Here is a 21,132-nt window from a genome sequence, read left to right on the forward strand (position 1 = left end):
TCCGCGTGGTACATGCTGCGTTCTTCGGACCCGAACAGGCCGGCCTCGGCAAAGACCGTCCACGTGCACGCCTCGCTGCGCCACTGCGGCGCCTCGGTGGCCTCGTACTCCGGGAAATTGAAGCCGAAGCGACTGACCTGGGGGCCTTCGGGCGCGTAGATCTCGACGGCCGAGGTCAGCCCGCGATCGGCGAGGTCGGTCTGCTTCCACAGGCCGTAGGCCGTGTCGGTGGGCGCGCGGCCCGGCTCGCGTGGCTGGGCGGCAATGCGATCGGCCAGGCCGCGTACGGCGTCGATCTGCGCGAGGGTCCGCGTGAGGTCCTCGCCGAGCGCGCGGCGGTGGGTCAACACCTCGGGAGCGTACTGCGCCGCGATCAGGGTGCGGCGCGTGTCGTCGATGGCGTGCAGGAGCAGGGGATAGAGCAGTAGCGCGGGGAGCAGCAACGCCGCGTAGGCCCAGAGCAGGCGGAGGGCCTGCGTGCCGCGCCTGAACCACGACATACCTCTGGCGCTGGCCAGCGCCGCGGTGCCGGCACACAGCGCCATCGCCGCCAGCGCGAAGATCGGCGGGTGGGCGCCGCGCCAGCGGGCGATGGCCACGCCGGCGGCCAGCGGCGTCATCCACAGGATGAGCGGCCACCACAGGCGTCGCCAGGGGCCCAGCGTGGCGGTTCGCCAGCGGATGAGCCCGATGCGAAGGGCCATGACCGCGGCCCAGAACACCGAGGCCGTCAGGCCGAGCAGGCCGAGCAGCACGAGGAGTCGTCGCGGCTCGATCGGCGGCAGCAACGCGAGCATCAGGACGTCGAGCTCGGAGTGGTTCACCGTGTCCTGCACGAGCCTGGCGAGCAACCCGAGCAGGAGGGCCAGCACCAGGCCCGCGAGCAGTTGCCCGCCGATGAATCGCAGGCGCCTCGGGAGAGGGCCGGTGGGGCGCCGCCGCACGCGGCGCATGGCGAGCCGGACCCGTCGGACGGGGTCCACGGCCAGCATGACCAGCGCCAGCAGGAGGAAGGCCGTGAGGCAGAGGTCGAGGGGCGTGCGGTGGAGCCAGCCGAGCCAGTCTCCCTGATAGACCGCGTCTGACCAGCGCGGCAGCAGATCCTGGAGCGGCAGCCATCCGAACCACCAGAGCAGACGCGCGATCACGAGGCTGGCGACCGCGCCCACGGTGAACAGGCGGTACTCCCGCGGCGCCAGCCAGCGTCGCTCCCATGCGAACACCCCCGCCAGCACCATCGCCGTCAGGCCGAGACTCAGGCCGGCCATGCCGGCGAGTCGCCGCCACCAGGTCTGGCGCAGTGCCCGCAGGGCGTCGTACGGCACGATGACGTCCGCGAGCGCTTCGCCCGTCGGCGCCTGGAGGGTCAGCACGCGCGCGGCGCTTCGCGGGCTCGCGTCCCCGAGAAAGCGCGGACGCAGCCGCACCGGCAGCAGGGCGGTGTCGATCTCGGCTTCGAGCGCGCCGCGGGTATCGACGGTCGAGGCGCCAGACAAGTTCAGCTCGGCCGCCAGCAGGCCAATCACCGGCGGTTGCCGGTTCGCCTGACGCAGGGGTTCGACGTAGACGAGGCGCAACCCGAGTGCCCCGGGCGCGACCACGAGGCTGGGGCCCCGGTCCTGCCGGACGACGGGCAGCGCCTGTGGGCGCCCGGCCCAGGCGATGGCCGTGCCGTCGGCGGCCGCAATCGACAGGGCCACGTCGTTGCCGCTGCGCCGCGTGACCTCGTCGAGGGCGGCAAACAGGGCCCGCGGGTCCTGGCGCGGCGCCATGAGGGTGGGCACGATCGCCGGCTGCGCCCTGAGGTCGTCGACGGCCCGGGCGAGGCCTTCGGCCTGCCGGGCGAAGCGCGCGCGGACGTCGCGTTCCACGCGCAGCGCCGTCCCCTCGACGTCGGTGCCGAGCCGCCACAGCAGCCACGCGGTGCCGAGGAGCAGCGCCACCACCGTGCCCACCGCGCCGGCGGCCAGCACGCGCGGCGCGAGGCTGGGAGACCGGGACGGCGTGAGCGCGGTTGGCATGCGGTGGGGGAATCTTACCCGGCCTTCTGACGATGCAGGCAGGGCCGTGGCCGCCCTTCGCTATAGTGATGGCACGGGTCCGCCCGTCGTCATGTCCATCCCCGCCCTCAAGCTTCCGATCAAGCGCGGCGCCCTGCTCGCGGCGGCCAACTGGCCCGTGGTCGTCGTCCAGTTCATCGCCGAGGCCACCTTCAAGATCCTGCTGGCGGTCCCGATCGTGGGCGGGACGTTCCTCGTGGCCCTGGCCCTGAACCAGGACGTGCAGGACGTGCTGGCCGACGACCTCGACCTCAGGCGGAGCGCGACGGGCGTCGCCACGTCGCTGCTGGAGCACCCGGTGGCGCTCGCGAGCTTCCTCGCCGCGCTCGCGGTGGTGGTCGTGGGTGGGGCCGCGTTGATGTTCATCCTGAAGGGCGGGACGCTGGCGGTGCTCGTCGACGCACAGCGGCATGCGGGACCCGTCGAGCGCCATCCGGTGCGCCTCGCCCTGCTGCGGCGAGCCTCGCGCACCGACGTGGACGTGTTCCTCGACGGCACCCGTCGCCTGCGCCGGCGCTTCCTCCGGTTGGGCGCATTCCTGTTGGCGACCTACGTCGTGTCGGGGGCGATCTACCTGAGCGTCGTCGTGGCGGGCTACCGCGCGGTCGGCGACGACGGGTTCCTCGTCGGCTGGACCGTCATCGCGGCGCTCTGCAGCGCGGCGCTCGTGGCCTGGCTGGCCGTCATCAACGCCGGGTACCTCGTGCTGCAGATCATCATCGCGGCGCGCGACGTGTCGGTGCGCGCGGCCGCGCGCGAGGCGGCCCGGATGCTCAGGTCCGATACCAGGCGCACGCTCGGCGTCTTCCTGGTCACGGCCGGCCTCGTCGGCGTGGCCACGCTGGCCTCGATCGTCGCCACGGCGGGACTCGGGCTGATCTCGTTCGTCCCGTTCGTCGGCCTCACGGTGCTGCCGCTGCAGCTTGTGGCCTGGTTGCTGCGCGGGTTGGTGTTCCAGTACCTCGGGCTCGCGTCGGCAGGCGCGTACCTGTTCCTGTACGAGGCTCCCGCCGACGAGGCGGCGTCCCCCGTGCTGTCTCACGGAGTGACGGCATGACTGCGCTCGAATCGTCGTTCTCCCGGATGGGGAGCCAGTTGACCGGATCGGCCATCCGGCAGATGGGCATCCTCGCCGCCGGTCGGCCCGATCTCATCTCGTTCGCTCCGGGGTATCCCGATCCGGCGACCTTCGCGTGGGACGCCTACCGCTCGATTGCCGACGACCTGCTCAGCGCGGGCGACGGCGAGACGCTGCAGTACGGCCCGACGCGCGGTTTCGGGCCGCTGATCGAGACCCTCGTGCCGCGCCTGCGTGCGCGCGGCATCGCCTGCAACTCCGAGCACCTGCTCCTCACGACCGGCTCACAGCAGGCCGTCGACCTGGTGACGCGGTTGTTCGTCGACCCCGGCGACGTGGTGCTCGTGGAGTTGCCGACCTTCACGGGCGCGATTGCCGCCTTCCGCAGCGCCGGGGCGCACCTGGTCGGCGTGCGGCAGGACGAGGAGGGGCTCGACATCACGCACCTCGACGCCGTCGTCGCAGCCGAGCGGGCGGCCGGGCGACGCGTCAAGTTCCTGTACGTGATCCCGAACTTCCAGAATCCCACCGGCGGCCTGTTGTCGCTGCCGCGCCGGCGTGCCCTCCTCGACTGGAGCGTCCGCGCCGACGTGCCCATCGTCGAGGACGATCCGTACGGGGACCTGTGGTTTCCCGACGTCACGCGTCCCGAAGAGACGCGGCCGATGAAGGCCGACGACGATCAGGAGCGGGTGATCTACCTGCAGAGCACGTCCAAGACGCTGGCGCCGACATTCCGCACCGCGTGGATCGTCGCGCCGACTGCCGTCATCGAACGGCTCGACGTCGCGAAGCAGTCGGCCGACCTGTGCTCGAGTTCCCTCGACCAGCGCATCGTGCTCGAGGCCATCACGCGCGGCGTGCTCGATGCGCAGCTGCCACGGTTGCGGCAGGTGTACGCCGAGAAGCGCGACGTGATGAGCCGCGCGCTGGCGACGCACGTGGGCGACCTCGCCAGCTGGCGGGCACCACGCGGCGGCTTCTTCCTCTGGGTGCAGCTGCCTGACGGCATCGATGCGCGGGCGCTGCTGCCGGCGGCCGTCGCCGCGCAGGTCATCTATGTCGCTGGCGCGCCGTTCTTCGTGGACGGCACGGGCGCCAATGCCATGCGGCTCGCGTTCTCGGCCGCGACGGCCTCGCGCATCGAGGAGGGCATCGCCCGCCTCGCCGCAGTGATCAGGACGGCGGCGTGATGGCGACCTTCTCGCCCGGGATGTCCGTGAGGGGCTTGGCGGGCAGTCCGAATGCGTGCTCGAGGGCCACGAGGCGGCCATCGGCGATGGCGGCCACGAGGTAGTCGCCCGGGAGCGTGGCCCGCGCGATCACCACCGGTAGCCCCTCCAGCACCTCGAGACGGTTCTCGGTGAGCGCGAACTCGCCCGCGGGCTTGCCGGTGTCCATGGCGTACCCCCGGAGATCCAGGGCGATGCCTGCGGTCACGAGGGTGTTGCCCACGCGCAGGGGGCCGGTGCGGGGGCGCCACGGCAAGGGCTGTCGCCAGCGCTGCGCGCCGTGTCCGCGGTCGAGCGCCCGCACGATCGTGTCGAGCGAGCTGAAGTACACGCGCTCGTCGTCGGCGATCGCCGCGCCGACCGGGTCGGCGCCGGCCCGCCAGCGCCAGCGCACACGCCCCTTCTCGTCGTCGAGGCAGTAGAAGTAGTTGTCGGTAGAGCCGACGTACACGCGCGTGCCGAGCGGCGCGATGGTCACGACGCTGCCCCCGAGCGACGTGGTCCAGATCGCGGCGCCGGTGTCGATGCGCAGCGCGCGGACCAGCCCATCCGATCCGGGCAGGTAGAGCCGCTCCCCATTGATGGCGGGGGCCGCCACGACCGGCGCGCCGATCTTCTGTCGCCACACCTCGGTGCCGTCGTCGCCGCGCCAGGCCACGATCTCGCCCGTGTCCAGGGCGCCGATCACCCAGCCGGAGCGAGCCACGACGGGCGCAGACATCGCCGTGGCGAGCGGGGCGCGCCACACGGCCCGACCGGTCGCCGCGTCCAGGGCCTGCAGCGCATCCCCCCCGACGACATAGACGCGGCCGTCGGCGACGGCAGGGACCACCGTGGTCGAGACGTCGGCCTTCCACAGGAGTGCGCCGGTCTCGGCAGTGACGGCGATCACACCGCCGGTAGTCAGGGGCACGAACACGCGGGTGCCGTCGGTTGCCAGCGTGGCCGATGGGGGGCCGTCCAGGTCTGTGGTCCAGCGGACACGCAGCGGGAAGAGGGGCAGGGCGTGTGCCGTCGGGCCGTCGCCCCTGGAGTCGCGTCCCGTGGTCCTGGCGGTATCGCGACTGGCGGCGGAGGCTGGGACGGGCGCGGACGGGGCCGGCGGGCCGCCGGGCTGGGCGGCCGCGGTGGCGGCGACGCCGGCCACGAGCGCGATCGCCAAGGAAATGCGGTAAATGCCCGAAACACCGCGAGATGTAGTGGTCTGCCTGCGTGGCACTTGGCTATAATACCGGCTCCGCAGGGCCGGGTCTCGACAATCAGCATTCGGCATTCCGGCATTGCTGCCCGTCACTCCCATGGCGCACCAGACCCTCCTGATTCTCGACTTCGGATCGCAGGTGACGCAGCTCATCGCGCGCCGCGTGCGCGAGGCGCACGTCTACTGCGAGATTCACCCCCACGACGTCGCCGAGGACGTCATCCGTCGTCTCGATCCGATCGGCATCATCCTCTCCGGCAGTCACGGCAGCACGTACGAGGACCAGCAGCTCCGGGCGCCGGAGGTGGTGTGGACCCTCGGGAGGCCGGTACTCGGCATCTGCTACGGGATGCAGACGATGGCAGCGCAACTGGGCGGCGCCGTCGCGTGGAGCGACCATCGCGAGTTCGGCTACGCGGAGGTGCGGCCGCACGGGCATACGCGGCTGCTGGAGGACCTCGAGGATTTCCGGACGCCGGCCGGGCACGCGATGCTCAAGGTGTGGATGAGCCACGGCGACTCGGTGACGAACATGCCGCCGGGCTTCTCGCTCCTGGCGTCGACGCCGAGTTGCCCGATCGCGGGCATGGCCGACGAGGCGCGGGGCTACTACGGCGTGCAGTTCCACCCCGAGGTGACCCACACGCTGCAGGGGCAGGCCATCCTGACGCGCTTCGTGCGCGACGTCTGCGGGGCGCGCGGCGACTGGCGGATGGGCGACTACGTCAGCGAGGCGGTGGCGCGCATCCGCGCCCAGGTCGGGCAGGACGAGGTGGTGCTCGGGCTGTCGGGCGGCGTCGACTCGAGCGTTGCGGCGGCGCTGATTCACCGGGCGATCGGCGACCAGCTCACGTGCGTGTTCGTCGACCACGGCCTGTTGCGGTTGAACGAGGCCGAGCTGGTGATGCACATGTTCGCGGGCCGGCTGCACGCGAAGGTGCGGCATGTGGACGCGCGGGCGCAGTTCCTCGGTCACCTGGCCGGCGTCACCGATCCGGAGGCCAAGCGGAAGATCATCGGGCGCGAGTTCGTCGAGGTGTTCCAGCGCGAGGCGGCGGCACTGACCCAGGCCCGGTGGCTGGCGCAGGGCACCATCTACCCGGACGTGGTCGAGTCCGGTGGCGCGAAGACGAAGAAGGCCAAGACCATCAAGAGCCATCACAACGTCGGCGGCCTGCCAGAGACGCTGGGGCTCTCGCTGCTCGAGCCGTTGCGCGAGCTGTTCAAGGACGAGGTGCGTGAACTCGGCGTGGTGCTCGGCCTGCCGCCCGAGATGGTGTACCGGCACCCGTTCCCGGGGCCCGGCCTCGGCGTCCGCATCCTCGGCGAGGTGAAGGCCGAGTACGCCGACCTGCTGCGGCGGGCCGACGACATCTTCATCCACGAACTGCGGCACACCATCGACGAGGCGACGGGCCGGACCTGGTACGACCTGACCAGCCAGGCCTTTGCCGTCTTCCTGCCGGTGCGCAGCGTGGGCGTGATGGGGGATGGGCGCACCTACGAGCATGTGGTGGCGCTGCGCGCAGTGCAGACGAGCGACTTCATGACGGCCGACTGGGCGCCATTGCCGTATGCGCTGCTGAAGAAGGTGTCGAGCCGCATCATCAACGAGGTCCGCGGGATCAACCGCGTCGTGTACGACGTGAGCAGCAAGCCCCCCAGCACCATCGAGTGGGAGTGACGCACGCGTGAAGGATTTCGTCCACCTCCACCTGCACACCGAGTACTCGCTGCTCGACGGCGCCTGCCGCGTCGACGAGCTGATGAAGGAGGCGGCGCGCCTCGGCATGCCGTCGCTGGCCGTGACCGAGCACGGCAACATGTTCTCGTCGGTGATCTTCTACGACACCGCGAAGAAGCACGGCGTCCGCCCGATCCTGGGCTGCGAGGTCTACGTCGCCCCGGGCGACCGGCGCGACCGCAGCGGCGTGCCTGGCGAGACGCAGAACCACCTGGTGCTGCTGGCCGAGAACAACGTCGGCTACCACAACCTGATCAAGCTGGTGTCCTCGGGCTACACCGAGGGCTTCTACTACAAGCCGCGCATCGACAAGGAGCTGCTGCAGCAGCACAGCGCCGGCCTGATCGGCCTGAGCAGCTGCCTCAAGGGCGAGGTCGCCGAGGGCATCTACAAGGACAAGATCGAGAAGTCCCGCATCGCCGCCGGCCAGTACGCCGAGATCCTCGGCAAGGGCAACTTCTTCCTCGAGATGCAGTACCAGGGGTTGCGCGAGCAGAAGATCGTCAACGACAGCCTGCCGTCGCTGGCGCGGGAGCTCGACCTCCCGATGGTGGTCACCAACGACGTCCACTACCTGCGCCACGGCGACCACAAGCCGCACGACGTCCTGCTCTGCATCGGCACCGGCAAGTCGGTCAACGACGCGCACCGGCTCAAGTACGGCTCCGACGAGTTCTACCTGAAGACGCCCGAGCAGATGTGGGAACGGTTCGGCGAGTATCCCGACGCGCTGACCAACACCGCGCGCATCGCCGAGCGCTGCCACGTCGACCTCGACTCGAAGGTCTACCACCTCCCGAACTTCGACGTGCCGGCGGGCGAAACCCTCGACGATCACTTCGATCGGATGACGCGCGAGGGCTTTGCCGCGCGCCTGCCGCGGCTGCGCGACCTGATGTCGCGCGGGGCCCTGCGGCACACGCTCGAGGAGTACGAGTCGCGACTCGACTACGAGATCGCGATGATCAAGAAGATGGGGTACACGGGGTACTTCCTCATCGTCTGGGACTTCATCCGGTACGCCCGCGAGCAGGGCATCCCCGTCGGCCCCGGCCGCGGCTCGGCCGCCGGCAGCGTCGTGGCGTGGTGCCTGCGCATCACCGACGTCGACCCCATCGAGTTCGACCTCATCTTCGAGCGCTTCCTCAATCCCGAGCGCGTGTCGATGCCCGACATCGACATCGACTTCTGCGAGCGCCGGCGCGGCGAGGTGATCGAGTACGTCACGCGCAAGTACGGCCGGGAGAACGTCGCGCAGATCATCACGTTCGGCACCATGAAGGCCAAGGCCGTGGTGCGCGACGTCGGCCGCGTGATGGACATGACCTACGCGGAGGTCGACAAGGTCGCCAAGCTGATCCCGCCGGCGCTCGACATGACGCTCGAGAAGGCGCTGGCCGAGAATCCGCTGCTCAAGCAGCTGCGCGACAGCGATCCGCGCGTCAAGGACCTGCTCGATATCGGGCAGCGCCTCGAGGGCATGACGCGGCACGCGTCGGTGCACGCGGCCGGCGTGGTGATCGCGCCGCGCGCCATCACCGACTTCGCGCCGCTCTACAAGGGGGCACGCGACGAAATCGTGACGCAGTGGGCGATGAAGGAAATCGAGAGGATGGGCCTCCTCAAGATGGACTTCCTCGGCCTCAGCACGCTGACGCTCATCGACGACGCGCTGAAGGAGATCAGGCGGACGACCGGCGAGACGCTCGACATCGACGCCATCCCGATGGACGACGCGAAGACGTTCCAGCTCTTTGCCGAGGGGCAGACGGCCGGCGTGTTCCAGTTCGAGTCGTCGGGCATGCGCGAGGTGCTGCGCAAGGCCAAGCCGTCACGTTTCGACGACCTCATCGCCCTCAACGCGCTGTACCGCCCCGGCCCGCTCGGCGCGGGTGTCGTCGACAGCTTCGTGAACCGCCGGCACGGGCGCGAGGACATCAAGTACATGGTCCCGCAGATGGAGCCCATCCTGCGCGACACGTACGGCGTCATCGCGTACCAGGAACAGGTGATGCGCGTCGCCCGCGACGTCGGCGGCTTCACGATGGGCGAGGCCGACCTGCTGCGCAAGGCCATGGGGAAGAAGGACCCCAAGGTCATGGCGGCGCAGCGCGACCGCTTCGTGCAGGGCGCCATCGCCAACGGCCTGACGGACAAGAAGGCCGGCGAGATCTTCGACCTGCTCGCGTACTTCGCCGGGTACGGCTTCAACAAGTCGCACTCGACCACCTACGCCCTGCTCGCGTACCAGACCGGCTACCTCAAGGCCAACTACCCGCGCTACTTCATGGCGGCGCTGCTGACCATCGAGGCCCAGAACACCGACAAGCTCTCGCAGTATCTCGGCGAGTGCCGCGACCTGGCGGTCCCGGTGCTGCCTCCCGACGTCAACCTCAGCCAGCTGCCGTTCACCGTCGAGCCCGACGGCGTGCGCTTCGGCCTCACGGCGGTCAAGAACGTCGGCGAGGGGGCCATCCTCTCGACCCTCAAGGTGCGCGAGGAACACGGCGGCCGCATCGCCTCCCTCGGCGCGCTCTGCGAGCACGCCGATCTGCGCCTGGTGAACAAGCGCGTGCTCGAGAGCCTGGCCAAGGCAGGTGCCCTCGATTCGCTGGCGCCACCGCACGAACCCATCGCCTCGCGGCGCGCCCGGCTCTGCGCCGCCATCGACCGCGCGCTCGAGCAGGGCAGCCGGCTGCAGAAGGACCGTGACCGCGGGCAGACCCAGCTGTTCGACGCGCTGCTCGGGGGCGACGACAGCGAGCCGACGCCGGCGGCCGACCTGGCCCTGCCCGACGCGGAGCCATGGCCCTCGGCACAGGTGCTGGCCTTCGAGAAGGAGGCGCTCGGGCTGTATCTCTCGGGCCACCCGCTCGCTGCGCACCAGGAGGACCTGGCCAAGGCCGGGGCGCGGCCCATCGCGCAGTGCACCGAGGCCATGGCCGACGTGCTCGTCGGGGGCATCATCAGCGGGGTGCGGCAGGTCAAGACCAAGAAGGGCGAGCGCATGGCCGCCTTCATGCTCGAGGACCTCGACGGGGCGCTCGAGGTGGTGGCCTTTCCGCTCACGTTCCAGCAGTACGCGACGCTGATCGAGAACGACCGCATGGTGCTGGTGCGCGGCAAGCTGGAGGCCGGCGACGACAGCGCCAAGATCCTGGCCGGGGAGATCAAGCCGCTGTCGTTCCTGAACGAGACCCTGTCGCGGGAAGTCGCCATCGCGCTGCGGACGCCGTCGCGGCGCGTCATCGAGGACGTCGCCGACATCCTGATGCGCCATCGGGGCGACAAGCGCGTCCGCCTCGACCTGGAGGTGCGCGACTTGCCGCGCCCGATGCGCGTGCGCCTCGACCTGCAGGCCGTGCAGGTGCGCCCGTCCGAGCAACTGGTGGCCGACCTCGAGCGTGTGTGCGGGGTCGGGGCCGTCAAACTGCGGTAACCTGACACGTCATGCCCGTGGACACCCTCGAGTTCGAGGAGCCCGTCGCCGCCCTCCTGAAGGAGATCGCCCACCTCGCCGGCCAGCCCTCCACGCCGGAGCGCGCGGGCGAGATCGCCCGCCTGCAGGCCCGGGCCCGACAGGTGCGCCAGGACATCTTCGGCCGCCTCACGCCGTGGCAGCGCGTGCTGGTGGCCCGGCACCCGCAGCGGCCGTACCTGCTCGACTACGCCGCCCGTCTGTGGCCGGGCTTCACGGAGATCCACGGCGACCGCCGGTTCGGCGACGACCAGGCCATCGTGACCGGGTACGCGCAGTTCCATGATCAGCCCGTGCTCATCGTGGGGCACCAGAAGGGGCGCGATACCAAGCAGAAGATCACCCGCAACTTCGGCTACGCGCGCCCCGAGGGCTACCGCAAGGCGCTGCGGGCCATGCAGATGGCCGCCAAGTTCCGTCGTCCGATCATCTGCCTGGTCGACACCCCGGCCGCGTACCCGGGCATGGAGTCGGAAGAGCGCGGGATCGCCGAGGCCATCGCGCTCAACCTCCGCGAGATGGCGGTCCTCGATACCGCGATCGTGGTGGTCGTGACAGGCGAGGGCGGCAGCGGTGGTGCGCTCGGCATCGCCATCGGCGACACGGTCCTGATGCAGGAGTACGCCGTCTACAGCGTGATCCCGCCCGAGGGGTGCGCGGCCATCCTGTGGCGTGATGCGGCCAAGAAGGTCGAAGCCGCCGACGCCCTGAAGATGACGGCCCCGGACCTCGTGACCCGCGGCATCTGCGATGGCATCATCCCGGAGCCGCTCGGCGGCGCTCACCAGGACTACGACGAGGCGGCGCGCCGCCTCGACGAGGCCCTCTGGCCGGCGTTGCAGCAGGTGATGGCCATGCCTTCGGCCGAACGGCTCGAGCGTCGCTACGAGAAGTTCCGCCGCATCGGTCGCGTGGGCGCCGAGATCGCCGGATCGGCGTCCTGACCCGGTCCCGCCGAGGGACCCCCTGTCCATGCGTACGTTGATCTGGGACCCCGTCGAGTATGACGAGACGGCCGCGCAGTCGCTGGCCGCCGCGCTCGACGTGTCTCCCGTGATCGCCCGGCTGTTGTGCCATCGGGGTCACGGCGACCCCGAGGCGGCACACCGCTTCCTCAACCCCGAGCTCTCCCAGTTGTGGGATCCGTACCGGCTGGCCGACATGCGCCCGGCGGTGGAACGGCTCTGCGCGGCGCTCGAGCGTCAGGAACTGGTGGCCATTCACGGCGACTACGACGTCGACGGCGTGACCTCGACCGTGATCCTGCGTCGCGCGCTCGAGCTGTTGGGCGGTCGCGTCACCCATTTCATCCCGGAACGGCTGCGGGATGGCTATGGGCTGCAGGTGCCGGCCGTGGAGCGCCTGCACGCCGAGGGCGTGCGCGTGATCGTCTCGGTCGACTGCGGCATCCGCAGTGCCGAGGCCGCGCGACGCGCCCGTGAGCTCGGCGTCGACCTCATCATCACGGACCACCACGAGCCGGAGGCGGAGATCCCGGCGGCGCTCGCCGTGATCAACCCCAAGCGGCCCGACTGCACCTACCCCGACAAGCACCTGGCCGGCGTCGGCGTGGCGTTCAAGCTGGTGCAGGCCCTCTGTCAGCGGTTCGGCCGGGAGCGATGGCTGCCGGCGTTCCTCAAGCTGGCCGCCATCGGTACCGTGGCCGACATGGTGCCGCTCGTGGGCGAGAACCGCATCATCGCCAAGCTCGGACTCGAGCGCCTGTCGCAGGGACCACACACGGTCGGGCTGCGGGCGTTGCTCGAGTCGGCCGGGCTGCAGAACAAGGTCATCGACGGCTTCAGCGTGTCGTTCGGGCTCGCGCCCCGCATCAACGCCGCCGGCCGGATGAGCACGCCCGACCTGGCCACGCGCCTGTTGCTGGCCAGCGACGAGGCCCAGCTCGACGAGGTCCGCCGGCTCGCCGAGCAACTCGGCGAGGAGAACACGCGGCGCCAGGCGTACGAGGCCGAGATCGTCGTCGAGGCGAAGAAGCAGGTCGAGACCGACATCCACGTCGGCGCGCACAACGTGCTCGTGGTCGCCGGCGACGGCTGGCATCGCGGGGTGATCGGCATCGTCGCCTCCAAGCTGGTCGACGCGTTCTACAAGCCGACCATCGTGCTGTCGATCGAGGATGGCCTGGCGCACGGCTCGTGCCGGTCGATCCCCGCGTTCGACATGCTGGGGGCGCTGGACACCTGCGCGGACCTGTTCCAGAAGTACGGCGGGCACAAGCAGGCCGCTGGACTCACCATGGAGGCCGCGCGCATCCCCGAGTTCCGCGAACGCATCAACGCGCATGGGCTCGACCGGCTCGAGCCCACCGATCTGATGCCGAAGCTCCGGATCGACACGGCGCTGCGCTTCTCGGGCATCGACGCGAAGCTCATCGCCGGGCTCGAGCAGATGGCGCCCTTCGGCCTGGCCAACGCCAAGCCGGTGTTCGATGCGGCCGGCGTCGAGCTGATCGGGGCGCCGCGCCGCATCAAGGAACGCCACCTGAAGATGCAGCTCCGGCAGGACGGGCGGATGTTCTCGGCCATGGCCTGGCGGTCGGCCGAGAAGGCCGGGCTGTGGGAGCAGCATCGGCAGGCCTTGCGGCTGGCGTTCTCGCTCGACAAGCAGACCTTCCGCGGCGAGACGACGATCGAGTTGACGGTGGCCGACCTGCGCTGCCCGGACGGCGCGATGGGGGCCTCCTGATGCGGGTGCGCCGCCTCCTGCGCTACGTCCTCGCAGCGTTCGCCATCGGCTTCGCGACCTGGCTGGGCCTGCAGCTTCGCCAGCGCGCGGTGACGCCCGGCGAGGTGAGCGATCCGCGCACCGACCCCAATGCCGTCGTCGAGTCGAGCGGCGGCCTCATCACGCGGACGCGTGGCGAGGCCCGCGACATGGATCTGCAGCACAAGGGGCTGCGCACGTATCCCGACGGCCGCACCGTGTTCCAGTCCGTGGTCGTGACCGTGCCGCCGCGCGAGGATCGTCGCGGCTTCACCATCAGCGGCGACGAGGCGGAGGTCACCAAGGACAACGCGCAGGTGCGCCTCTCCGGCAACGTGACGCTGGTGACCACCGACAAGCTCACGATGACGGGGCCGGAGGCCACCTACGACTCCGCCGACGGCATCATCCGCATCCCGGGCGCGGTGCAGTTCACGCGGGAGCGGATGACCGGCTCCTCCAATGGCGCCACCTACGACAACGCGCGCGACGTGCTGTGGATGCTCGATCAGGCGCAGATCGACATCCGGCCCGATGCGCGCGGCCAGGGCGAGACGCACATGCGGGGCGGGTCGGCCGGCTTCGCCCGGGCAGAGCGCTACATCCGCCTCGACACCGCCGCGTCGGTCAACCGCGAGGGGCAGGTGCTCTCGGGCGACAGCGTGACCGTCTTCATGCAGCCGACCACCGACATCGTCGAGCTGGTGGAGTTGCGGGGGCAGTCATCGGTCTCGCTGCCGGCGCCGCAGTCGCTGCAGCAACTGGCGGCCACCGACATCAACCTCGCGTACCAGCCCGACGGGCGGTCCCTCCGTCAGGTCACGCTCGCCGAGCGCGCGACGGTGCAGTTCCGCGGGCAGGGAAAGGGGCCGGGCCGCAGCCTGGCGGCGGCGCTGATCGACATGCAGCTCGACGCCGACGGGTCGACGATGACGGGGCTGTCGGCACAGGAGGCCGTGCAGCTCAGCGTGCCGCAGGATGGGGCGACTCCGGCGCGCGTGATCAACGGCGACACGTTGAACGGCGTGGGGCAGCCCGGGCGCGGGTTGACGGGCGCCAGCTTCATCAAGAACGTCACGTTCCGCGAGACGCGCGCCGCAGGCCGCGGGCAGGCGGCCCTCGACCGGACGATCACCGCGACCGACACGCTCGACCTGCAGACGCGCGGGTCCCTCGAGGCCATCGATCGCGCGACGTTCGCGGGCGCCGTGGCGGTGAAGGACGACGGGCGCACGGCGACGGCACCGCGGCTGGTGTACCGCACCGAGTCCGGCGACATCACCCTGAGCGCCGAAGGCACGCCGCAGATGGCGCGCATCGACGACACGCGCGGCTCGGTGCAGTCGCGGATCATCAACATCCTGGCGGGCGGCGACGACATCCTGGCCGAGACCGACGTGCGGTCGGTGCTGCAGGGCGGGGCGGACGGTCCGGCTCGGCCGGGCATGTTCAAGGCCGACCAGCCGGTGAACGTCACGGCCGCCAAGCTCGAGCGCCGGACGAAGAAGGCGGTCTACAGCGGCGACGCGCAGATCTGGCAGGGGGCGACGTCCATCAAGGGCGATACGATCACGCTCGATGAGGAGTCAGGCAACCTGCTGGCCGTCGGGAAGGCGCGCACCGTGATGGAGCTGGAGGAGAAGGACGCCACCGGCAAGGTCGAGCGCAACGTGACGACGGGCACGGCGGGGGAGCTGGAGTATCAGGAGAAGGAGCGCAAGGCCATCCTGCGCACGGCGGCGCGGCTGGTGAGCACGCGCGACGGCGACCTGCGCGGCGCCCGGATCGAGATGTTCCTGCTGGAGGGCGGCCGGGAACTGGATCGCCTCGAGGCCTACGACGCGGTCACGCTGCAGACCCCGACGCGCCATGCGACCGGCGCGCGGCTGACGTACTTCACCAAGGACGGACGGTACGTGATGGGCGGCACGCCCGTGGTGGTGCTCGAGCAGTTTCCGAACGAATGCCGCGAGACGACGGGCCGGCGCCTGACGTTCTTTCGCACCTCGGACGTGATTTCGGTGGACGGCAACCAGTCCACCCGTACCCAGGGCCGCACCGCCGGCACGTGCCCCGCCCTGACCAAGCCCTCCTGATGGCGCTCCTGCAGACGGATCGGCTCACCAAGGCCTACGGCGGGCGCACCGTCGTCGCGGGCGTGAGCCTCGAAGTGCGGTCGGGGGAAGTGGTCGGGCTGCTCGGGCCGAACGGGGCGGGCAAGACCACGACGTTCTACATGTGCGTCGGCCTCACGCGTCCCGATTCAGGCACCGTGACCCTCGACGGCATCGAGGTCACGCAGGACCCGATCTATGTGCGGGCCCGCAAGGGGCTGGCCTACCTGCCGCAGGAGGCCTCGATCTTCCGGGGGCTCACGGTCGAGCAGAACGTGCTGGCCATTCTCGAGACCCTGCCGCTCGATGCGACACAGCGGCGGGCCCGCTGCCGCGAACTGCTGGCCGAGCTGTCGCTGTCGCACCTGGCGCGGTCCAAGGCCTACACCTTGTCCGGGGGGGAGCGACGCCGGGTAGAGATTACGCGGGCGCTGGTCAACAACCCGAAGTTCATCCTGCTGGACGAGCCGTTTGCAGGTATCGACCCGATCGCGGTCTCCGACATCCAGAAAATCATCTTCCACCTCAAAAATCGTGGCATCGGCGTGCTGATTACGGACCATAATGTCCGCGAGACCCTGAAGATTACGGATCGGGCGCACATTGTGCATGCGGGCACCATCTTCAAGAGCGGGACGCCGGGCGACCTGGCGGCCGACGAGGAGGTCAAGCGCATTTACCTCGGGACCGATTTCCGGCTCGACTGAGACCTCCGTGTTCATGTAGCCCAGACCATGGCCATCACGCAGAAGCTCCAGACCCGTCTTTCGCAGAAGCTCGTCCTGACGCCCTCGTTGCAGCAGGCGATCAAGCTCCTGCCGATGACGACGCTCGAGCTGGCCGAGCTCCTGACGCAGGAAATCGTCGAGAACCCGATGCTCGAGGAGGTCCCCACCGAGGAACTGCAACAGGTGGACCCGCAGGCGCAGACCTCCGAGCCGGAAGCACCGGAAGCCCCCAAGCCCGATCGCCCCGACGCCAACTGGGACGAGCAGGACTACGCCTACTTCTTCGGGGAGTACCTCGACGACGGCGGGTACCGGTCGCGGATGCCCGTGGAAGTCAAGGAACTGCCGCCGATCGAGAACACGCTCTCGACGTCGGGATCGTTGGCCGATCATTTGCTCTGGCAGCTGTCGATGCGGCCCGATGTCACGGGGACGCAGCGCGAGATCGGCGAGGCGATCATCGGCAACCTCAACGACGACGGCTACCTGATGGCGTCGGTCGACGAACTGGCCCAGATGGGGGGCTGGTCGCCGTCGGAGGTCGAAGGGGTGCTCTCGATGCTCCAGCACCTCGACCCGGTCGGGGTGGCGGCGCGCGACCTGCAGGAGTGCCTGACGCTGCAACTGCGGCACCTCGGCCATGCCGACACCCCCGCCGAGGCCATCGTCATCGACCACCTCCGGCTGCTGCAGAACCACCAGGTGCCCGAGATTGCCAAGCGGATGGGCATGCCGGTGGAGCAGTTGAAGGACCACATCGAGATCATCCGGCACCTCGACCCGAAGCCGGGCAGCCGCTTCAATCCGGCGCCGTCGCAGTACGTGATGCCCGATGTGTACATCGTCAAGGTCGAGGATCAGTATGTCGCCGTGCTGAACGACGACGGGTTGCCGCAGCTGCGGATCAGCCCGGTCTACAAGCGGCTCCTCGACAACAAGCACGACGAGTCGGCCGCCGAGACGCGCGCGTACGTGAAGGAGAAGTTCCGCTCGGCGCTGTGGCTGCTCAAGTCGGTGGACCAGCGGCAGAAGACCATCATCAAGGTCGCCACCTCGATCATCACGTTCCAGAAGGAGTTCCTGGACCACGGGATCGAGCACCTGCGGCCGCTCGTGCTGCGCGACGTCGCCGAGGACATCGGCATGCACGAGAGCACGGTCAGCCGCGTGGTCAACAACAAGTACATGCACACGCCGCAGGGCGTGTTCGAGATGAAGTACTTCTTCCACAGCGGCATCAGCAGCTCGTTCGGCGAGAGCGTCTCGTCGGTGACGATCAAGCAGCGGATCCGCAAGATCATCGAGGCGGAGGACGGCCGCAAGCCGCTCAGCGACTCGAAGATCGTCAGCATCCTGCAGCGTGAGGGGCTCGTGCTCGCGCGCAGGACCATCGCGAAGTACCGCGAGGAGCTTCGCATCCCCACGTCGAACCAGCGCAAGGTGCTGTACTAGACCGCGAAAGGACCGCACCATGCGGCTCGCGCTCACAGGGCGCAACCTCACCATCACCCCGGCCCTCCGACAAGCCGTCACCCGGCGTCTCGAGAAGCTGGACCGTCATCTTCACGACAGCATCACCACCGCGCAGGTGGCCCTCCAGGTCCAGAAGGACCAGGTGAAGGCCGACGTGCGGGTGCGCACGAAGGGCGACCACGACCTGAGCGGACACGGCCTGGCCAAGACGGCGCAGGCCTCGGCGCTGGCCGCGATCGCCAAGATCGAGGCGCAGGCCAGCAAGGTCAAGGGCAAGTGGGAAGAGCGCAAGCGCGGCGCCTCGGTGAAGGCCGCGGCGGCGGCCCCCGTCGTCGTGGTCGAAGTGGCCCCGAAGACGAAGCCGCGCGTCGCCAAGGCTGTCGCGACCGCCGAACCCAGGGTGGTGCGGGTCCGCCGGAGCAGCGCCAAGCCGATGCGCCTCGAGGACGCGCTGCTGCGCGTCGACGCGCCGGCAGGGTCCGTCTTCGTGTTCCGCGATGCCGAACTCGACCGGGTGCAGGTATTGGTGCGTCGCGCCGACGGGCACGTGGGCCTGGTCGATCCGGACGCCTGAGCCAGGACGGCCACCGATGGTCGCCATCCCCGAGTCCGGCCCGCAGAGCCTCACCGTTCGCGATCTGCTGGCGCGCTGCGCCGGCACGCCGCTCGGGGACCTGTCTGTCCGGGCCGGGGCCTCGGGACTGGCCCGGCGCATCACCCGCGTGTCGCTCCAGAAGACCGGGCTGGCGCTGACGGGCCAGCCCGAGTATCTCGAGGACGGCCGCGTGCTGTTGTTCGGCCGGTCGGAGGTGCAGTACCTGGCGAGCCTCGACCTGGAACTGCGGCGCCGCCGCCTCCACGATGTGCTGCGTCCCGGGTTGCCCTGCATCGTCGTGACGGCGGGCCTGCCCGTCGACGCGGTGCTCGTCGCCGAGGCCGATGCGCGCGGCGTGCCCGTCCTCTCGACCGACGTGCTGACGTCGGAGACGCTGGTCGCACTCACGGGCGTGCTCGAGGAGGGACTGGCGCCGGTCACCACGCTGCACGGGGTGCTGGTGGACATCCTCGGTCTCGGGGTGTTGTTGCTCGGGGAGAGCGGCATCGGCAAGAGCGAGTGCGCCCTCGATCTCGTGGTGCGTGGTCATCGGCTCGTCGCCGACGACGCCGTGGAGGTGACGCGTCGAGGCTCGGCGCTGATCGGCACGTCGCCGCCGCTCACGCGGCACCACATGGAAGTGCGCGGGCTCGGCATCATGAACGTGCAGGACCTGTTCGGCGTGGCCTCGACGCGCCACAGCATGCAGGTGGAGTTCATCGTGCGGCTCGTCCGCTGGGACAGCCACACGGAGTACGAGCGGCTCGGCCTCGACGAGGCGACCGAGCCGCTGCTGGGCGTGCCGGTGCCGGTGGTGACGCTCCCGGTGGGACCAGGGCGTAACATCGGCATCCTGGTGGAAGTGGCGGCACGCCGGCACCTGCTGCTGGCGCGCGGCATCTCCGCGGCGCAGCGCCTGGCGGCACGGCTCGAAGCCGAGTTGCAGGCAGGAGAGTCATGAGTCGATTCATCGTCCTCACGGGGCTGTCGGGGTCGGGCAAGACGCAGGCGATCCGTGCGCTGGAGGATCTCGGCTACTTCTGCGTCGACAACCTGCCGGTTGCGCTGATCCCCACGTTCGCCGAGCTCACGCAGCGCGCCGGCGGCGAGATCACGCGGGCGGCGGTGGTGATCGACATCCGCGAGCGCTCGCTCCTCAAGGCCTTTCCCGAGACGTACGAGAAGCTGCGCCAGATGCCCGCCCTGGAGCCGCGGCTGATCTTCCTCGATGCCTCGGACGCGGCGCTGGTGCGTCGGTTCAGCGAGACCAGGCGCCCGCACCCGCTGGCCGAGCACGAGTCGGTCAGCGAGGGGATCCGGTTGGAGCGCGAGCAGATGGCGCCGATCCGGGCGATGGCCGACCAGATCATCGACACGTCGGACATGACGGTGCATGAACTGCGTCACGCGTTCATGGCCGCCTCACGCGACACGGGCACCAGCGCGGGGCCGGTGGTCACGTTCCTGAGTTTCGGCTTCAAGCACGGCGTGCCGCTGGATGCCGACCTCGTGTTCGATGCCCGGTTCCTGCCCAACCCCCATTTCGTGCCGGAACTCAGGCCGCACACCGGGCGCGACGCCGAAGTGCGTGGCTTCCTCGAGCAGTACGAGGACTACGCGACGTTCCTGGCGCGCGTCGGCGACCTGCTGGAGTTCCTGCTGCCGCGCTACGCCGCCGAAGGGAAGAGCTACGTGACCGTGGCGATTGGCTGCACGGGCGGCAAGCATCGCTCGGTGGCCATCGCCGAGGAACTGCGGCGACGGATGGCGAGCGTGGCGGGCATCCGGCTGCGCGTGCGTCATCGCGACATCGCGCAGGAGTAGCAGGGGCAGCACCGCCGCGGGTGCCGGGTACGGGGTGCCGGGTACGGATCGTCTCCGAGGCGGATGACGGTGGGCCGGCTCCCCGAGCGACGCAAGGGCAGGTTCGGCTCTCCGAGCGAAGTGAGATGGCAGGGCCGGCTCTCCGAGCCCGGCCCCTGCGAGAAACAGACATGCCAGACTCCGGACAACAACGACTCGGCGTGGTCGTGGTCACGCACGGCCAACTCGCACACGAACTGGTCAACGCGGCCGAGATGATCGCCGGCGAGTTGGTGCGCTTCGAGGCCGTCGCGCTGGGGTGGCACGACGAACCGAACGCGGCCAGCGACCAGATCGCGGCCGCCATCGCCCGCGTGGAGGGGCCCTCCGGCGTGCTGGTGCTGACCGACATGTTCGGCGGCACGCCCAGCAACCTGGGCATCACGTTCCTCGAGGACGACCGCGTCGAGGTGATCACGGGCGTCAACCTGCCGATGCTCGTCAAGCTGGCCACCCTCGATCCGGCCAACCACGGGCTGCTCGGGATCGCCCGCCTCGTGCGCGAGCACGCGCGGGAGGCGATCCGCGTCGCCTCGGACCTGATGCGCCCCGACGCAGGCTCGTAAGTCGATGGTGACGCGTGACGTGGTGATCGTGAACCAGCTCGGCCTGCACGCCAGGGCCGCGGCGCGTTTCGTGCGGCTCGCCTCCCAGTACGCGGCGACCGTCCGCGTGGCCAAGGGCGCGCGGGAGCTCGACGGCAAGAGCATCCTGGGCCTGCTGCTGCTCGGGGCGGCCCGCGGCACGACGATCGTCATCAGGACCGAGGGCAGCGACGCCGAGGCAGCTGCCGACGCCCTCGCCGCGCTCGTCGCGGAAGGATTCGGGGAGTCGTGACGTGC

The 21,132-nt window shown here is 70.0% G+C and carries 15 protein-coding genes and 1 pseudogene; 14 read left to right on the forward strand and 2 right to left on the reverse strand.

Annotated features, from left to right (window positions below; translation table 11 throughout):
- Positions 1–2,021: pseudogene (locus ACIRDX_RS00005) on the reverse strand (hypothetical protein); the annotation flags it as partial.
- Positions 2,022–2,112: 91 nt separating this feature from the next.
- Here ACIRDX_RS00005 and ACIRDX_RS00010 point away from each other — a divergent pair.
- The gene (locus tag ACIRDX_RS00010) at positions 2,113–3,117 is read left to right on the forward strand and encodes a hypothetical protein (RefSeq protein ID WP_396623336.1); all 1,005 of its coding nucleotides are present in this window, start codon (positions 2,113–2,115) and stop codon (positions 3,115–3,117) included.
- Positions 3,114–4,331, forward strand: coding sequence for a PLP-dependent aminotransferase family protein (locus ACIRDX_RS00015; protein WP_396623337.1), 1,218 nt, complete (start codon positions 3,114–3,116; stop codon positions 4,329–4,331). Before ACIRDX_RS00010 ends, ACIRDX_RS00015 begins: the two co-directional genes overlap by 4 nt.
- Here the strand turns inward: ACIRDX_RS00015 and ACIRDX_RS00020 are convergent.
- Positions 4,315–5,532, reverse strand: a complete 1,218-nt coding sequence (locus tag ACIRDX_RS00020; RefSeq protein ID WP_396623338.1) for a PQQ-binding-like beta-propeller repeat protein — start codon at positions 5,530–5,532, stop codon at positions 4,315–4,317. The two genes, ACIRDX_RS00015 and ACIRDX_RS00020, sit on opposite strands and share 17 nt — an antisense overlap.
- 136 nt (positions 5,533–5,668) lie before the next feature.
- Here ACIRDX_RS00020 and guaA point away from each other — a divergent pair, with 136 nt between their 5' ends.
- The 12 genes from guaA (at position 5,669) to ACIRDX_RS00080 (ending at position 21,127) form a co-directional block, all read left to right on the forward strand.
- Positions 5,669–7,255 (forward strand): glutamine-hydrolyzing GMP synthase, encoded by a 1,587-nt coding sequence (gene guaA, locus ACIRDX_RS00025; RefSeq protein WP_396623339.1) that lies wholly within the window; start codon positions 5,669–5,671, stop codon positions 7,253–7,255.
- A gap of 7 nt (positions 7,256–7,262) precedes the next feature.
- Complete coding sequence (locus ACIRDX_RS00030; RefSeq protein ID WP_396623340.1) at positions 7,263–10,754, forward strand: DNA polymerase III subunit alpha; 3,492 nt, start codon at positions 7,263–7,265, stop codon at positions 10,752–10,754.
- A gap of 11 nt (positions 10,755–10,765) precedes the next feature.
- Positions 10,766–11,737, forward strand: a complete 972-nt coding sequence (locus ACIRDX_RS00035) for an acetyl-CoA carboxylase carboxyltransferase subunit alpha (protein WP_396623341.1) — start codon at positions 10,766–10,768, stop codon at positions 11,735–11,737.
- A 28-nt stretch (positions 11,738–11,765) separates the two neighbouring features.
- Positions 11,766–13,499 carry a single-stranded-DNA-specific exonuclease RecJ gene (recJ, locus tag ACIRDX_RS00040; protein ID WP_396623342.1) on the forward strand — a complete coding sequence of 578 codons (1,734 nt, stop codon included), beginning with the start codon at positions 11,766–11,768 and terminating at the stop codon, positions 13,497–13,499.
- Entirely contained in the window at positions 13,499–15,613 is a 2,115-nt protein-coding gene (lptC, locus tag ACIRDX_RS00045; protein ID WP_396623343.1) for an LPS export ABC transporter periplasmic protein LptC, read from the forward strand. Before recJ ends, lptC begins: the two co-directional genes overlap by 1 nt.
- Positions 15,613–16,338: an LPS export ABC transporter ATP-binding protein gene (gene lptB / locus ACIRDX_RS00050; RefSeq protein ID WP_396623344.1), complete on the forward strand. Its 726-nt coding sequence runs from the start codon at positions 15,613–15,615 to the stop codon at positions 16,336–16,338. Before lptC ends, lptB begins: the two co-directional genes overlap by 1 nt.
- Before the next feature lie 27 nt (positions 16,339–16,365).
- The gene (gene rpoN / locus ACIRDX_RS00055; RefSeq protein ID WP_396623345.1) at positions 16,366–17,811 is read left to right on the forward strand and encodes an RNA polymerase factor sigma-54; all 1,446 of its coding nucleotides are present in this window, start codon (positions 16,366–16,368) and stop codon (positions 17,809–17,811) included.
- Positions 17,812–17,830: 19 nt separating this feature from the next.
- Entirely contained in the window at positions 17,831–18,406 is a 576-nt protein-coding gene (gene hpf / locus ACIRDX_RS00060; protein ID WP_396623346.1) for a ribosome hibernation-promoting factor, HPF/YfiA family, read from the forward strand.
- Between the two features lie 16 nt (positions 18,407–18,422).
- Positions 18,423–19,388 carry an HPr(Ser) kinase/phosphatase gene (gene hprK, locus ACIRDX_RS00065; protein WP_396623347.1) on the forward strand — a complete coding sequence of 322 codons (966 nt, stop codon included), beginning with the start codon at positions 18,423–18,425 and terminating at the stop codon, positions 19,386–19,388.
- Positions 19,385–20,251 carry an RNase adapter RapZ gene (gene rapZ, locus ACIRDX_RS00070; RefSeq protein WP_396623348.1) on the forward strand — a complete coding sequence of 289 codons (867 nt, stop codon included), beginning with the start codon at positions 19,385–19,387 and terminating at the stop codon, positions 20,249–20,251. The genes hprK and rapZ overlap by 4 nt, the downstream gene beginning before the upstream one ends.
- 170 nt (positions 20,252–20,421) lie before the next feature.
- The gene (locus ACIRDX_RS00075; RefSeq protein ID WP_396623349.1) at positions 20,422–20,856 is read left to right on the forward strand and encodes a PTS sugar transporter subunit IIA; all 435 of its coding nucleotides are present in this window, start codon (positions 20,422–20,424) and stop codon (positions 20,854–20,856) included.
- Positions 20,857–20,860: 4 nt separating this feature from the next.
- Positions 20,861–21,127, forward strand: a complete 267-nt coding sequence (locus ACIRDX_RS00080) for an HPr family phosphocarrier protein (RefSeq protein ID WP_396623350.1) — start codon at positions 20,861–20,863, stop codon at positions 21,125–21,127.
- Positions 21,128–21,132 lie beyond the last annotated feature (5 nt).

The organism is Luteitalea sp., assembly GCF_044337415.1.
Lineage (GTDB): Bacteria > Acidobacteriota > Vicinamibacteria > Vicinamibacterales > Vicinamibacteraceae > Luteitalea.

Coding starts and splice junctions, on each gene's coding strand:
- ACIRDX_RS00015 (WP_396623337.1), top strand. CDS start 3,114: ATGACTGCGCTCGAATCGTCGTTCTCCCGGATGGGGAGCCAGTTGACC.
- ACIRDX_RS00010 (WP_396623336.1), top strand. CDS start 2,113: ATGTCCATCCCCGCCCTCAAGCTTCCGATCAAGCGCGGCGCCCTGCTC.
- ACIRDX_RS00075 (WP_396623349.1), top strand. CDS start 20,422: ATGCCAGACTCCGGACAACAACGACTCGGCGTGGTCGTGGTCACGCAC.
- lptC (WP_396623343.1), top strand. CDS start 13,499: ATGCGGGTGCGCCGCCTCCTGCGCTACGTCCTCGCAGCGTTCGCCATC.
- ACIRDX_RS00035 (WP_396623341.1), top strand. CDS start 10,766: ATGCCCGTGGACACCCTCGAGTTCGAGGAGCCCGTCGCCGCCCTCCTG.
- lptB (WP_396623344.1), top strand. CDS start 15,613: ATGGCGCTCCTGCAGACGGATCGGCTCACCAAGGCCTACGGCGGGCGC.
- ACIRDX_RS00080 (WP_396623350.1), top strand. CDS start 20,861: ATGGTGACGCGTGACGTGGTGATCGTGAACCAGCTCGGCCTGCACGCC.
- rapZ (WP_396623348.1), top strand. CDS start 19,385: ATGAGTCGATTCATCGTCCTCACGGGGCTGTCGGGGTCGGGCAAGACG.
- guaA (WP_396623339.1), top strand. CDS start 5,669: ATGGCGCACCAGACCCTCCTGATTCTCGACTTCGGATCGCAGGTGACG.
- hpf (WP_396623346.1), top strand. CDS start 17,831: ATGCGGCTCGCGCTCACAGGGCGCAACCTCACCATCACCCCGGCCCTC.
- recJ (WP_396623342.1), top strand. CDS start 11,766: ATGCGTACGTTGATCTGGGACCCCGTCGAGTATGACGAGACGGCCGCG.
- hprK (WP_396623347.1), top strand. CDS start 18,423: ATGGTCGCCATCCCCGAGTCCGGCCCGCAGAGCCTCACCGTTCGCGAT.
- rpoN (WP_396623345.1), top strand. CDS start 16,366: ATGGCCATCACGCAGAAGCTCCAGACCCGTCTTTCGCAGAAGCTCGTC.